This is a genomic window from Paenarthrobacter sp. NPDC058040, assembly GCF_042885775.1.
In the GTDB taxonomy this organism is placed as follows: domain Bacteria; phylum Actinomycetota; class Actinomycetes; order Actinomycetales; family Micrococcaceae; genus Arthrobacter.
Window position 1 is genome coordinate 194,116 of sequence record NZ_JBHVRN010000002.1, and the last position, 13,556, is coordinate 207,671.

A 13,556-nucleotide genomic window follows, 5' to 3' on the forward strand; every position below is an offset into this window, starting at 1 on the left:
CGATAACTTACGTCAACCGGTTGACCAATATTCTTTCGAATCAATCGTGGCGCTTGCCAGCCTGTAAGCCCTCAATCAAGAACTGTCCGCGACTTGCCAGCCCTGAGCCACCTACCGTTGGAAGGTGATCGTAAACTTGTTGTGATCAGCGACCTGACTGGTCTTGGACAGGAGTGGAACATGGCAAAGTCACGGGCCGCAGCGCGGCCCAGCATGGCCGACGTCGGGAGGCTCGCCGAGGTCTCCGCCCAGACGGTCTCGCGGTACTTCACGGGTGTTGGCTACGTCCGGGCGGAGACGCGGGCGAAGATCACGGCAGCCATCGAGGAGTTGGGCTACGTTCCCAACCAGTCGGCCCGTTCCCTGCGGACCAGCAGGACCAACTCCGTCGGCGTGCTCACCATGGGCGCTTTCAACTACGGCAGTTCCGAGGCCCTGACCGGATTGGGGTTTGCCGCCCGCGAGGCCAATGTGACACTGACCATCGCCGCCCTCGACCTGGACTTTGAAGCAGTCGGCTGGGAAGCCGACGCGCGGCGGGCCCTGGACCACTTCAAGTCGATCCAAGTGGATGGCGTCATTGTCTCTACGCCGCTCCCGGGAGTCGAGAAGCTCATCTCCGACTGGGACCAGTCGCTACCCCTGATCACCATCTCGGAACTGCAATCCGCGGAGGGCTCGGCAGGAACGGACTCCCATGCTGCCGGCTGGGGAGGCACCAGGCACCTCATCGAGCTCGGCCACCGGGACATCATCCACATAGCCGGACCCGGCACCCGCAACGAGGCGCGCGAGCGTGAACGCGGCTATCGCGATGCCATGGAAAGCGCCCAACTCAGGCCCCGCGTGCTGTCGGCAGCAAAGGACTGGTCTTCCGACTCCGGGTACCTCGCAGGCGAACTCGCCGACCCGGGAGCCTTCACAGGCGTTTTCGCCAGCAACGACGAGATTGCCCTGGGTTTCATGAGCGCCATGGAACGGCGCGGGATCCGCGCGCCACGGGATTACTCCATCGTGGGCGTGGACGATATGCCGGCGGCCGCGTACTTCTCCCCGCCCCTGACCACCATGAAGCTGGACTTCCGCGCCTTGGGCATCGCGACGTTCACCATGCTCCACCAGCAGATCCTCACCGGCGAGCGCGCTGAGCACTACGTGATGGAGCCTGTACTGGTGGTCCGCGACTCAACCACACGGATCGCCGAAACATGACGCACATCTACCGTGGTTTTCCCCACATGTCGCTTCTTTACGGTATGGTATGGAATTTTCATGGCATGCTGTACGTTGCATAGCCGTAACTCCCCTATCTGAAGAGGCAAATAAACAAGTGGCAGCCGATTACGACGAACTCCGCACAGACGTCAAAGAAAACCAGGAGCAGTCCCTCCAGGCCCTCCAGTCCGCCAGCGCCCCTACAGCCAAGAGCGTTGTGCTGGAACTCGACGAGACCGATGGCCTTGACGCCAACGGCCCCGGCGGCGAAATCGTCGCTGAGGAACTCGTCATCCAGGTCATCCCGCAGGCAAGCGACGAGTTCACCTGCAACTCGTGCTTCCTGGTCCGCCACCGTTCGCAGATTGCCCGCGAAAAGGATGGCGTCGCCTACTGCACTGACTGCGAAGGCTAAGACGACCCACCACCCGGGCGGTCTGATCGTCGTCAGGGAGTGCCGCCGTCGGGAATTAACTGCGGAAGGACCGGAGCACAAGCTCCGGTCCTTCCGCACTTAATCAGCGGCTCACGGCCTCGGCCCCGGCCCTCCAATGGTCCCGCCAGGGCTAACAGCCCGCTTGCGGCGATGGTTGGTGATCCGCAGCTGGAGGATCCGGGCACCCCCGGCCAGAGCAACGAGCACCCCGCCACCCACCGCGGCGATAAACAATGTGGTGCCCAAGGCCAAAGAACCCTGCAGGCCGAAGAAGCGCACGGTCACCGTGTCTTGGTTCTGGACGAAGAAGACGATCAGCAGAACCAGTACCACCAGCCCGACTGCCACGGCAGCCCAGACAGCCGCCGTCCGTGTGGGCCGGGCAGATTCTGCGACCGGCGGCGGGACGGCTCTCTGGCCCGGAGCCGGACCTGCCGGAATCCTCGCGGCATCATCCTGGAAACTCATGTTTGCCCCCTGACCCAGACGGTATTGACCCTGCCACTCAATGATAAGCATGCTGATGGAAACACGAAAGCAGAGGGGCCGGTCCCCGCGGACCGGCCCCATCCTTCAACTCATTTCATGCTGTAATCCGTGCTGGTTGGCCCGGGGTCATCATTCCGGACAGCGTAGTGGTGCCCCTCGGAATCCGTTTCGACATCAAAGTGCTTGAGGTCTTCCTCCGAGGCCGTCTCAAAGTCATCGTGCTTGTGCACCACAGGCGCGTCCGTGTCGCCGTGTGTCGCGGGGCCGAAAACGAACTGCAACCTCTCGGTCACGTGCTGGAAGCCTTCCAACTTGCGTCCCATTTCTTCCACCTCCCCTCCACAGGAGAATGAAAAACGGCAGGTCCGGTGAGCGCCGTACCAGTGTGCCAATTTTACGCCTGAGGGCAGGAAAAGGCGCCTAGAACGCCTGGCCCGTTGCCCGGACCATGACTTCCGAAACGTCGACGCCGGGTGGCTGGGAAAGTGCCCACAGCATGGTCCCGGCCACGGACTCGGGCGGGATGAAGGCATCGGGAGCCTCCTTCCACAGCGGAGTGTCCACATGGCCCGGGGCGATGTGCAGCACGCGCACTCCCGTCCCCACCACTTGCTGCCGCAACGACTCCGCGTAGCCTGTCACGGCCCACTTGGTGGCGGTATAGAGGTTCCCGGGGTAAACCTTCCGTCCTGCCGTGCTGCCCATCAGCACCATGTGGCCCCGGCTCTCCAGCAGGTGCGGCAGGGCAGCCTTGGCCAAGATCGCCGGACCATAGACGTTGGTGAGCACCATGTCCCGCCAACGGTCCGGATCGCCGTCGGCCAGGTCGCCAGGAGAGGAGAACCCGGCGTTCGCCACCGCAACGTCCAGTCCGCCAAGAGACTCCGCGGCCGCGGTGACTGCCGCAGATGTCTGCTCCCAGTCCCCGGCATCCGCCACGGCGCCACCCACGTGTCCCAAGCTGGAGCACGATTCCAGGAACGCCGCCAACTTCCCGGCGTCACGGCCGGTGGTGAAGACGGAATGACCGGCACGCAGGGATTCCCGGACCAGGGCGGCACCGATCCCGCTGGTGCCGCCCGTGACCAAAATACGAAGCATCAGGAGGGGTCCGCGATGCCGATGTAACGGGTTTCAAGGAACTCCTCGATGCCCTCAAAGCCGCCCTCCCGGCCAAGTCCGGACTGCTTCACTCCGCCGAAGGGGGCAGCGGGGTTGGAGACGATGCCCGTGTTGAGGCCGAACATTCCCACGTCCACCTTTTCGGCGAGCCGGATACCCCGGTTGAGGTCCCGTGTGTAGGCATAGGCCACCAGGCCGTACTCGGTGTCATTGGCCAGCGCAATGGCCTCGTCTTCGCTCGAGAAGCTGACCACGGGAGCCACCGGCCCGAAGACCTCTTCCGCAAGGATCCGAGCATCCGCCGGGACATCGACCAAGACTGTGGGCGGGTAGAAATACCCCTCTCCCCCGGCCGGAGCCCCACCTGCCAGCACGGTTGCCCCACGGCCAACGGCGTCCCGCACAAGCTCATCAACCTTGGCGCGGCTCTTGGCATCGATGAGCGGCCCAATATTCGTCCCTTCGGCCGAACCCCGCCCCAGCACCAACGAGGACATCCGCGAGGCCAAGCGGGCGCTGAACTCCGAAGCCAACGAATCGTGGACAATGAACCGGTTGGCGGCCGTGCAGGCCTCCCCCATGTTCCGGAGCTTGGCCACCACAGCGCCATCAATTGCTGCATCCAGGTCCGCATCCTCGAAGACCAGGAATGGCGCGTTGCCGCCCAGTTCCATGGAGGTCCGGAGCACTTGGTGCGCCGAGTCAGCGATGAGCTGCTGGCCCACGCCGGTTGATCCTGTGAACGAGAGTTTGCGCAGGCGGCTGTCCCGGATGAGGGGCCCTGTGACGTCACCCGGTCGGGTGGTGGGTATGACGTTCAGGACGCCTGCCGGAAGGCCTGCTTCCTCCAGGACCTTGGTGAACAGCAAGGCCGTCAGCGGGGTCAGGTTGGCCGGTTTGAGGACCATGGTGCAGCCGGCGGCAATGGCCGGGGCGATCTTCCGGGTAGCCATCGCCAACGGGAAGTTCCACGGCGTGATGAACAAGCACGGCCCCACAGGCCGCTTGGTCACGAGCAGCCGGGACTTGCCGTCCGGTGCCGTGGAGTAGCGGCCCGAAACCCGTACCGCTTCCTCGGAGAACCAGCGCAGGAACTCGGCCCCATAGGCCACTTCGCCCCTGGATTCGGCCAGCGGCTTGCCCATCTCGAGGGTCATCACCAAGGCGAAGTCTTCGGCCCGGGCAGTAACGAGTTCGAAGGCGCGGCGCAGGATTTCGCCACGCTCGCGCGGCGGGGTCGCCGCCCAGGACTCCTGGACCCTGGCAGCAGCAGCCAACGCCCGCTCGCCGTCAGCGGGAGACGCGTCAGCGATCCTGGTGAGGACAGCGCCGGTGGAGGGGTCCTCCACAGCCGATGTTCCGCCGTCGGACGCGTCTGTCCACTGGCCGTCGATGTAAAGCTGCGTGGGCAGGGACTCAACGAACGCCCGCTCGGCGCCCGTGAGTGCCGAATCAAAAGTCAGGGTGTTTTCCACTTAGAGCGCTTTCTCGAGGATCGTGCGGATTTCGACGGCGGTGGGCGGCACCGGGGTGTTGTTGATGACGGCGTCGGCCAGGGTGTCCTCCACCAGGGAGTCGAGGTCGCCTTCACTTACGCCGAAGTCGGCCAGCCGGGCTGTCATGCCCACCTCCCGCGCCAGCGTGGCAACAGCCGCGACGGCGGCCTCCGCGTTCTGTTCGACGGTCGCCGCGGTGTCTCCCGCCCCAAGCGCGAAGGCCAGCCTGGCGGTCCGGTCCAGCCGGTTGCGCAGGTTGTGGCGGAGGACGTCCTCGATCACGAGGCACAAAGCCAGGCCGTGCGGGATGTTGAAGCGGCCACCGAGCGGGTGGGCGATGGCGTGCACCAGGCCCAAGCCGGTGTGGGAGAAGCCAACGCCGGCAATGTGCGAGGCCAGGAGCAATTGGGACCGGGCCTCAAGATCCGACCCGTCGGCCACGGCCCGAGGCAGGAACTCGGCCACCATGGAGACCACTTGCAAGGCAATGCCATCTGAGTACGGGTTCGGTCGGATGGAGGAGTAGGACTCGATGGCGTGCGTGAGCGCGTCCATGCCGGTGGCCGCAGTGGCCTTCGGCGGGAGTCCAAGGGTCAGTTCGGGATCCAGCACCGCGGCCTTCGGCAAAGCGGAGGCGTGGCCCACATAGAACTTCCGGTGTGCGTCAACGTCCGTGACCACGCCGAAGGCGTTGACCTCGGCACCGGTGCCAGCGGTGGTGGGTACGGCAACAATCGGCAGGGCCGGGTTCTCGAAGTGGTTGCTGTAGTCCAGCCCCGCTCCCCTGGCCGGGTTGACGGCACCCAGCGAGATGCCCTTGGCCGCGTCCATGGACGATCCCCCGCCAACAGGGACCAGGACATCAACTCCCGAGGCTGCGGCTTGGTCCGAGCCGGCATCCACGCACGTGGTGGTGGGGTTCGGAGTCACACCGTCAAAGACGGAAACAGAAAGCCCGGCTGATTCCAAGGACGCCCGCACAGCCGCAACAACGTCCGTGGTGGCAAGGAAAGGGTCGGTGACGATGAGGGCCGACGTCGCGCCAAACCCGGCAACAATCCCGCCAATCTCAACCACGCGGCCGCGCCCAAAGTAAGCGGTGGGCTTCGGATCGAGCGTCAGCTCCGTGGAGGCCAGCTCGGCGTGGATCTGCATACGTGTCTGCATGATGGTCAAGCTCCTTCTGCTGCGATGCCGGCTGCCTGTACGGGCGTCCGCAACTGCACGCCAATGGCGTCTTCGTAAAGTTTCACCGGGGTCATCTCGCCGGCCTTGTCGCCGTAGAGCGCCTTGGCCCGGCGGTAGAGCTGCTCCACCAGGCCGGACAACTCCATGGGCACACCCACCGAGCGGGCCAGATCCACGGACAAGCCGAGGTCCTTGCAGGCCAGGGCGATCGCGAAGCCTTCGTCGTAGTCGCCGTGGTTGAGGATGGACAGGACGTCGTTCTCCACAAAGTTGGAATTCGCCGGGCTGGCGATGAGCGCCTGCCGCAGGACTTCCAGGTCCACACCCGCCTTGACGCCAGTGCTCAGGACTTCCGCGGTGGCTACCAGGTGCGAGAACCACAGCTGGTTGATCATGAGCTTCACCGCGTAGCCGGCACCGCGGCCGCCTACATGCAGGATTCGCTCCGGATCGCCCATCGCTTCGAACACGGGACGGAGGCGTTCGACGTCGGCCGCGTCGCCGCCGATGAAGATCTGCAGCATCCCGTTCGCGGCGCCGACGGACATGCCGCTGACGGGTGCATCCAGGACGCGGATGCCGCGGGCCGAGCCGGCTTCGCGAACCCTGTTGGCCACCTCCGGAACCGAGGTGGACATGTCCACCCACGTGCCGCCGTCGGGCAGTCCGGCAAGGATGCCGCCGGGTCCCATGGCGACGGTCTCCACATGCTTGGGCGTGGGGAGCATGGTGATGACGACGTCGGAGCCGGCGGCGACTGCCGCTGCGTCATCCGCCCACTCTGCGCCGTTGGCGAGGAGCTCGGAGGCGGATTCTTTGCGGACGTCGTTGACGATCAGGTGGAAACCGGCGGCCTGGAGGTTGCGCGTCATGCCCGAGCCCATGTTGCCGAGGCCGATGAACCCGATGCGGGCAGTCCCCGGCAGCAGGGGTTCCGTGCTAAGTGCCGCTTCGTGCGCGGTTGTAGTCATTGCTTTTCCTTGAGTCTTTGGGTCGTGGCTAGTCGTCCAGGGCGGCGTCGCCCAGGTTGATCCAGGTTGTTTTCAGTGCGGAGTAGGCGTCCAGGGCGTGCAGGGAACGGTCCCTGCCGAACCCGGATTCCTTGAAACCGCCGAAGGGCGTGATGATGTCCGCGACATCGAAAGTGTTCACCCATACGGTGCCGGCACGAAGTTCGCGGGCAGCGGTATGCGCCTTGGTGATGTCCTGCGTCCACACACTGGCGGCCAGTCCATACTTGGTGTCGTTGGCCATACGGATGCCCTCAGCCGCGCCACGGAACGTCGATACCGCCAGTACCGGCCCGAAGATCTCTTCTTGGCCGATGCGGCCGGCGTTGTTGACCCGGTCCAGGACTGTGGGTTCCAGGTAGTAGCCATGTTCGACGCCGGCAGGGTGGACTTGGGTGCCGCCGGAGGCCACCACGATGCCTTCCTGCTCCGCGATCCCGTAGTACCGCAGGATGCTGTCCAGCTGCCGGTCATCAATGATCGTGCCGATTTGCGTGGCAGGATCCAGCGGGTCGCCGAGCTGCAGCGAACGCCCTACCTTGATGACCTCCTCCAGCAACTCGTCGTGGACACGTTCATCCACAAGAAGCCGGGACCCGCCGTGGCAGGTCTGCCCCGCGTTGTAGAAGATCCCCCAGGCCACGGCGGACGCGCACGCGGCGATGTCTCCGACGTCGTGAAGAACCACCTGTGGCGACTTGCCGCCGAGCTCCAACGCCACCTGCTTGCCGTTCGATTCGGAGGCGTAGCGCTGGAAGTACCGGCCAACCTCCGGCGAGCCCGTGAAGGTGATCTTGTCCACGAGGTCATGCCGGCCCAAGGCGGCGCCCGCGACGTGGCCGAGGCCGGGGACGACGTTGAACACGCCGTCCGGAACGCCCGCTTCAGTGGCGAGTTCGGCCAGGCGGAGCGCGGTGAGGCTGGTCTGCTCCGAGGGCTTGAGGACCACCGAGTTCCCGGCCGCGAGCGCAGGAGCCACCTTCCAGGACGTGATGATCAACGGGTAGTTCCAGGGAACCACAGCGCCGATCACGCCAAGCGGTTCCCGGGAAATGACCGCGAGCGCGTTCCGCGGGGTGGGTGCGACGTCGTCGTAGACCTTGTCCAAAGCCTCCGCGTACCAGCGGAAGGTCCGGGCGCAGCTGGGGACATCGACGGCGAGCGCGTCGCTGATTGGGTGGCCGGCATCGGTGGACTCCAGGAGGGCGAGTTCCTCGAGGTTTTCCAGGATGAGGTCCGAGAGGCGGGTGAGGACTGCTTGCCGGTGGCGGCGGTCCGTCCGTGACCATACTCCGTTTACGAAGGCACGGTGCGCGGCCTGGACGGCGTCGTCCACGTCCTGTTCCCCGGCGGCCGCTACGTGAGCCGTCATGGAACCGTCCCTGGGGGAAACCGTGGGAAATGTTTCGCCACTGCGGGCCGGGCGGAAGCCGCCGTCGATGTACAGCCCCGTGCGTGGCTGCTGGGCGGCCGCCCGCTCAACCCAGTCGTTCTTGCTGAGTGTCATGGCGGTTCCTTAGACCGAGTACTTCTTGACGGCGTCGTAGTCGATGACGGCGCCCAGGCCCGGCAGGTCCGGAACACGAAGCATGCCGTCGTCGTCGATGTCCAGCGGCTCCATGAAGAAGTCGCGGCGCTCGGGAGTCCAGCCCGGTGGGTCATAGGGGAATTCCAAGTATGGACCCGCATCCACACCCGCGGCTACGTGCAGGTTGGCCAGCAGGCCAAGTCCGTTGCTCCACGTGTGCGGTGTGAAGAAGCGGTGCTTCAGGTTTGCGGTTTCGGCTACCTGGCGGGCGCGGTACATGCCCACTGCCAGGGCGACGTCCGGCTGGTAGATGTCGTAGGCATCGGCGTCGATGAGGGCCATCATTTCCGGCATGCTGCGGACCATCTCGCCGCCCGAGACCTGGATGCCGGTCTGTTCGCGGACACGCTGTGCGCCCTTGATGTCGGCCTGCGGAAGGGGCTCCTCGAGCCAGCGGACATCCAGTTCAGCCAACTGGGATGCGAGGCGGTGAACCTTGGCGAGTTCCAGCGCGGGTTCGATGTCGCCGCTCATGCGCCACATCTGGTTGAGGTCCACCATGAGGTCGAAGTCGTTGCCCACGGCTTCCCTGGCGGCCCGTACGGATTCGACGCCTTCTTCGAGGCGGTCCCGGGCGATACGGATCTTCATGGCCTTGAAGCCGCGTTCTTTGGCGGCAAGCGCGGACTCAGCCCGGGCTGCGGGCGCCTTGAGTTCGCCGGAGGAAGCGTAGGCAACCAGTCGGTCCTTGGCTCCGCCGAAGAGCGTGGCCACGGGGAGGCCCGCGACTTGGCCGATGATGTCCCACAGGGCGGCTTCAAGGGGCCAGTAACGGCCACCATGGAAGTTGATGGTTTCGATGCGCCGGACCTGGTTCAGGATGGCCAGCGGGTCGGTGCCGATGAACAGGTGTTCATAGGCTTCGAAGCCGTCCATGGTGTCGCCTGAGCCGACGCCCGTGATGCCTTCGTCGGTTTCCACCTCCACCAAAGTTGCAGGGAAGGAGGTGCGGGGTTCTGGATCCCAGGCGGCGTTGAACGGCGGGTCCAGGGGCAGGACCATGCGGGTCAGCCGGATTGCGGTGATCTTCATTGCTGTCAGCCTCGCGGGGTGAAGAAGGGATTGGACGGGGAGTGGCGCGCTTCGATCACTTCTGCCGTGGAGGGGAGGTTCTTGGCCCCGTTCTCCAAAGCAGTCCGGACCGACTCACGGTTATTGCGGTAGACGGCGTCGTCGTCGTCCGCTTGCGGGTTCACCCACACTGCGGCGATCAACGCGTGCGAGTCCGCCTGTTCGTCGGTGAGGATGCCGTCGGCGACGGCATCCGCTACGCCTGCGGCAATTCCTGCCTGCGCCGCACCCCAGATGAGGTTGCCGTGCAGGTCATTGGCCGGTGCGGCCTTGGTGACGAAGAGGGTGAGCGGCTTCACCGGGAGCGAGGGCCGGAGCACGGCGACGAACGGAACGTGGCCGGCACTCGGTGAGGCCAAGGCCGTGGCCCACGCAGTTCCGGCAGGACCACTCCGGTGTCCGAGGACGGTATTGACGTGCGCTGCATTGACGCCGTCCCCAATGAAGGACTCGCCGATCTGGAGGTTTTCAGTCATTGTCAGATCAGTCCTTCGGATTCGAGCCATTCCTTGGCAATGTCGTCCGGGTCTTCGCCGTCCACGTCGGCTTTCGCATTCAGCTGCTGCATGACCTCGGTGGTGAGCTTCGGGGAAACCTTGGCCATGATGTCGGAGACGGCCGGGTACTTGGCCAGCATGTCCGATTTGATGGTCAGTGCGCCCTGGTAGATCGGGAAGAACTGCTTGTCATCCTTCATGACCTTGAGCTTCAGCGCGGAGATCCGGCCGTCAGTCTCGAAAACTTCGCCGAAGTTGCAATCCTGTCCCTTCTCCGTTGCCGTGTAGATGACGCCGGTGTCCAGCATGGAGACCTTGGCGTCCGGGCTGATTCCGTATTCCTTGCGGAGTCCGGGCATGCCGTCGTCACGGGTGGAGAACTCGCTTTCCACGCAGAACGTCTGTTCGCTGGCAGGAAGCTTGGCTACGTCGGACAGCGACTCGATGCCCAGTTCCTTGGCCTTGTCCTCGCGGATGGCGAAGGCGTACGTGTTGTTCAGCGGTGCCGGGTCCAGCCACGCAATGCCCTTCTTGGCATCGGCTGCCTTCACGGCGTCGAACATCTCCTTCTTGTCCTTCAGGGGCGTGGTCTGCTTGTTGTAGGTGATCCACGAGGTACCGGTGTACTCCCAGTAGCCGGCGAACTGGCCGGTTTCGAAAGCCGTGCGGACGTTGGCCGAGCCCACCACGCTGGTGTTGGTGGTGGTGTCTGCACCGTGGGCATTCAGCACTTGGCTGGTGATGTGCGCCAGGATGAACTGCTCGGAAAAGTCCTTGGCTCCAATGACGCCCGTAAGGCCTTGCAATTCGTTGCCCTTGGCCTCGGCGCTGCTGGAAGAGGCCGAGCCTCCGCAAGCGCTCAGGCTCAACGTGGCGGCAAGTCCGGTGGCCAGGATGGCCAACAATGGTTTCTTCATGGTTTCTACGTCCTTGATGTACGGGGATGTTTTCAGATGCCCTTGGGCTTGAGGAGGTCCTCAGCCAGCCCGGCGAGCCAATCGATGGTGAGTGCAATGCAGGAGACAACAACGGCTCCCGTGATGAGGACCGGCCAACGCTGGAGTTTGAGGCCGTTCACGATCATGTCGCCCAGACCTCCCGCGTTGATGAAGGTGGCCACGGTGGCGACGCCGACGCAGAACACCAAGGCGGTCCTGAGTCCTGCCACAATGACCGGAATGGCGAGTGGCAGCTCGATTTTCGCGAGAACCTGTGTGGGGCGCATGCCCATCCCCCGGGCGGCTTCCACGAGGTTGCGGTCCACCTGCTCCAGGCCCACCAGAGTGTTGCGCAGCACCGGAAGGATGGAGTACGCCACCAAGCCAACCAACGCCACTTCGAAGCCAAGCTTCCAAACGATGGCGAGCAGGATGACCAAGCCGATGGCAGGGGTGGCCTGACCTATGTTGGCTACCGCGAAGACCACGGCGTGGACTGCCTTGGAGCGCACGCGGCTGAGCGCGATTCCGGCCGGGATGGCAATGGCCGCAACGATCGCCGACGCCGTGACCGTCAAGAGCAGGTGCTCACGGGTCCGGTCCCACAGGTAGTCCCAGTTCAGGGTCCGGAGCTCGATCGAATCCAGATGCAGCGAGGATACCCAGAGGCCGAGGGCCAGCAGCGCCGCCGCGATGACCAGTGGCGTACCGAACCGCTTGAAGGAGAAGTACTTGCCTTTGCGGTTCGAAGCCGTGCCGAACGAGGTCGCCAGGTCCTGCGTTGCCTGCGCGGTCACGGCCGGACTCCCCCGGTCAGTGCAGGCGGCAGGATCTCTGCGCCCAGCACGGCCGAGATCTTCTCGATGTCGATGGAGCCAACGGTCCTGCCGGATTCGTCCACAACACCAACCGGCAAGCCGCCCGAGAGAACCAGTGCATCCAGGGCGTCACGCAGGGAGTCGCTGGTGCGTACAGTCATGCCGCCGCCGGCCACGGCCGCACCCAGCCTTGCCTGGTGCACCGGAATGAGGCTGAGCCGCTTCAGGGCCGCGCCGTGGCCTACGAACTGGGACACATACTCGTTTGCCGGATTGGCCAGGATGTTGGCCGGGGTGTCGAACTGCTCAATCTGCGAGCGCTCGGACAGGACGGCGATCCGGTCTCCGAGTCGGACTGCTTCTTCGAAGTCATGGGTGACAAACACGATCGTCTTGCTCAGCTTTTCCTGGAGCCGGAGGAATTCGGTCTGCAGTTTTTCGCGGGTGATGGGGTCAGTGGCGCCAAACGGTTCGTCCATGAGCATGACGGGTGGGTCGGCGGCCAAAGCCCTTGCGACACCAACGCGCTGTTGTTGGCCGCCGGACAGCTGCCGCGGGAAACGGTTCGCGAAGACTTTGGGATCGAGTTCGACGACGGCCAGCAGCTCTTCCACGCGGTCCCGCGTCCGTTTCTTGTCCCAGCCCAGGAGCTTAGGGACCACCGAAATGTTCTCGGCGATGGTCATGTGCGGGAACAGGCCGATTTGCTGGATGACGTAGCCGATCCGGCGGCGGAGTTCGTTCGGGTTGAGGGAAAGGACATCTTCCCCATCGATGGTGATGGAGCCCGAGGTGGGTTCGATGATCCGGTTGATCATCTTCATGGTGGTGGTCTTGCCGCAGCCTGACGGGCCCACGAACATGATCAGTTCACCCGGCGCGATGTCCATGGTGAAGCTTTCGACGGCGGGAATCACCTGGCCCGGGTACGTTTTGGTGACGTCCTTGAGGACGATCCGGGCGCCGGCGGCCGGACGGTTGCTTGTTTCAGACACGGAGTCCCCTTGAGGTAGTGACGCGGCGGATGAGCACGAAGGCGCCATCCAGCAGCAGGGCAAGGATGATGACGCCGACGGTTCCTACGACGGCGAAGTTGAGGGCGTTCTTCGATCCCAGGCTGGAAAGCCCTTTGAAGATCATTTCGCCGAGGCCCGGCCCGCCCACGTAGGCGGCGATGGCTGCGATGCCCATGGACAGTTGGGCGGACACCCGCACTCCTGTGAGGACTACGGGCCACGCCATGGGCAGCTGGACCCGGAACAACGTCTTGACGGGGCCCATCCCCATGCCACGGGCAGATTCGGAAACGGCAGAGGGCACTTCGCGCAGCCCCACCACGGTGTTCCGGATGATGGGAAGCAAGGCGTAGAAGGCCAGGCCCACCACGGTGGGGGTCCAGCCGAGTCCCAGCAGCGGGATGAGCAATGCCAGGAGGGCCATGGACGGGATGGTCAGCCCGACGCCGGCTCCGGCGATCGCCATGGAACGGCTGATGGGCCGGTCCCACACCAGGACACCGATCCCCACACCGATGACGGTTGCGATCAGCAGGGAAACCAGGACAACCAGCACATGTTGGGTGGCGGATTCGGCGATGTCTGCCGATCTTTTGATGAGGAACTGCCCGAGGTCGGACAGAAAAGAGTCGTTCAACGTGATCCTCCTTTTCACTTCATTGGGGGAAAGGA

General features: G+C 64.5%; 15 protein-coding genes. 2 read left to right on the forward strand and 13 right to left on the reverse strand.

Annotated features, from left to right (window positions below):
• Positions 1-180: 180 nt before the first annotated feature.
• Positions 181-1,212 carry a LacI family DNA-binding transcriptional regulator gene (locus ACFVSJ_RS03730; protein ID WP_387434556.1) on the forward strand — a complete coding sequence of 344 codons (1,032 nt, stop codon included), beginning with the start codon at positions 181-183 and terminating at the stop codon, positions 1,210-1,212.
• A gap of 118 nt (positions 1,213-1,330) precedes the next feature.
• Entirely contained in the window at positions 1,331-1,630 is a 300-nt protein-coding gene (locus ACFVSJ_RS03735; protein ID WP_211713967.1) for a DUF4193 domain-containing protein, read from the forward strand.
• A 111-nt stretch (positions 1,631-1,741) separates the two neighbouring features.
• Here ACFVSJ_RS03735 and ACFVSJ_RS03740 read toward each other — a convergent pair whose 3' ends face one another.
• The 13 genes from ACFVSJ_RS03740 to ACFVSJ_RS03800 all read right to left on the reverse strand — a co-directional run bounded on the left by ACFVSJ_RS03740 (position 1,742) and on the right by ACFVSJ_RS03800 (position 13,521).
• Positions 1,742-2,119 (reverse strand): lipopolysaccharide assembly LapA domain-containing protein, encoded by a 378-nt coding sequence (locus tag ACFVSJ_RS03740; protein WP_387434557.1) that lies wholly within the window; start codon positions 2,117-2,119, stop codon positions 1,742-1,744.
• A gap of 110 nt (positions 2,120-2,229) precedes the next feature.
• Complete coding sequence (locus ACFVSJ_RS03745) at positions 2,230-2,463, reverse strand: hypothetical protein (protein ID WP_387434559.1); 234 nt, start codon at positions 2,461-2,463, stop codon at positions 2,230-2,232.
• Positions 2,464-2,560: 97 nt separating this feature from the next.
• Positions 2,561-3,241 (reverse strand): SDR family oxidoreductase, encoded by a 681-nt coding sequence (locus tag ACFVSJ_RS03750; protein WP_387434560.1) that lies wholly within the window; start codon positions 3,239-3,241, stop codon positions 2,561-2,563.
• Positions 3,241-4,725 carry an NAD-dependent succinate-semialdehyde dehydrogenase gene (locus tag ACFVSJ_RS03755; RefSeq protein WP_387434784.1) on the reverse strand — a complete coding sequence of 495 codons (1,485 nt, stop codon included), beginning with the start codon at positions 4,723-4,725 and terminating at the stop codon, positions 3,241-3,243. Before ACFVSJ_RS03755 ends, ACFVSJ_RS03750 begins: the two co-directional genes overlap by 1 nt.
• Before the next feature lie 12 nt (positions 4,726-4,737).
• Positions 4,738-5,925, reverse strand: coding sequence for an iron-containing alcohol dehydrogenase family protein (locus tag ACFVSJ_RS03760; protein ID WP_387434561.1), 1,188 nt, complete (start codon positions 5,923-5,925; stop codon positions 4,738-4,740).
• 5 nt (positions 5,926-5,930) lie between these two features.
• Positions 5,931-6,917, reverse strand: coding sequence for an NAD(P)-dependent oxidoreductase (locus ACFVSJ_RS03765; RefSeq protein ID WP_387434562.1), 987 nt, complete (start codon positions 6,915-6,917; stop codon positions 5,931-5,933).
• A 28-nt stretch (positions 6,918-6,945) separates the two neighbouring features.
• A complete protein-coding gene (locus ACFVSJ_RS03770; protein WP_387434563.1) occupies positions 6,946-8,463 on the reverse strand; it encodes an aldehyde dehydrogenase in 1,518 nt (505 codons plus the stop codon).
• A gap of 9 nt (positions 8,464-8,472) precedes the next feature.
• Entirely contained in the window at positions 8,473-9,576 is a 1,104-nt protein-coding gene (locus ACFVSJ_RS03775; RefSeq protein WP_387434564.1) for a mandelate racemase/muconate lactonizing enzyme family protein, read from the reverse strand.
• Between the two features lie 5 nt (positions 9,577-9,581).
• Positions 9,582-10,091, reverse strand: coding sequence for a formaldehyde-activating enzyme (gene fae, locus ACFVSJ_RS03780; RefSeq protein WP_387434565.1), 510 nt, complete (start codon positions 10,089-10,091; stop codon positions 9,582-9,584).
• A 2-nt stretch (positions 10,092-10,093) separates the two neighbouring features.
• Positions 10,094-11,029 (reverse strand): glycine betaine ABC transporter substrate-binding protein, encoded by a 936-nt coding sequence (locus ACFVSJ_RS03785; RefSeq protein WP_387434567.1) that lies wholly within the window; start codon positions 11,027-11,029, stop codon positions 10,094-10,096.
• Positions 11,030-11,061: 32 nt separating this feature from the next.
• Positions 11,062-11,847: an ABC transporter permease gene (locus ACFVSJ_RS03790; protein ID WP_387434568.1), complete on the reverse strand. Its 786-nt coding sequence runs from the start codon at positions 11,845-11,847 to the stop codon at positions 11,062-11,064.
• Positions 11,844-12,863 carry an ABC transporter ATP-binding protein gene (locus ACFVSJ_RS03795; RefSeq protein WP_387434569.1) on the reverse strand — a complete coding sequence of 340 codons (1,020 nt, stop codon included), beginning with the start codon at positions 12,861-12,863 and terminating at the stop codon, positions 11,844-11,846. The genes ACFVSJ_RS03790 and ACFVSJ_RS03795 overlap by 4 nt, the downstream gene beginning before the upstream one ends.
• The gene (locus tag ACFVSJ_RS03800) at positions 12,856-13,521 is read right to left on the reverse strand and encodes an ABC transporter permease (protein ID WP_387434571.1); all 666 of its coding nucleotides are present in this window, start codon (positions 13,519-13,521) and stop codon (positions 12,856-12,858) included. The genes ACFVSJ_RS03795 and ACFVSJ_RS03800 overlap by 8 nt, the downstream gene beginning before the upstream one ends.
• Between the last annotated feature and the right edge of the window lie 35 nt (positions 13,522-13,556).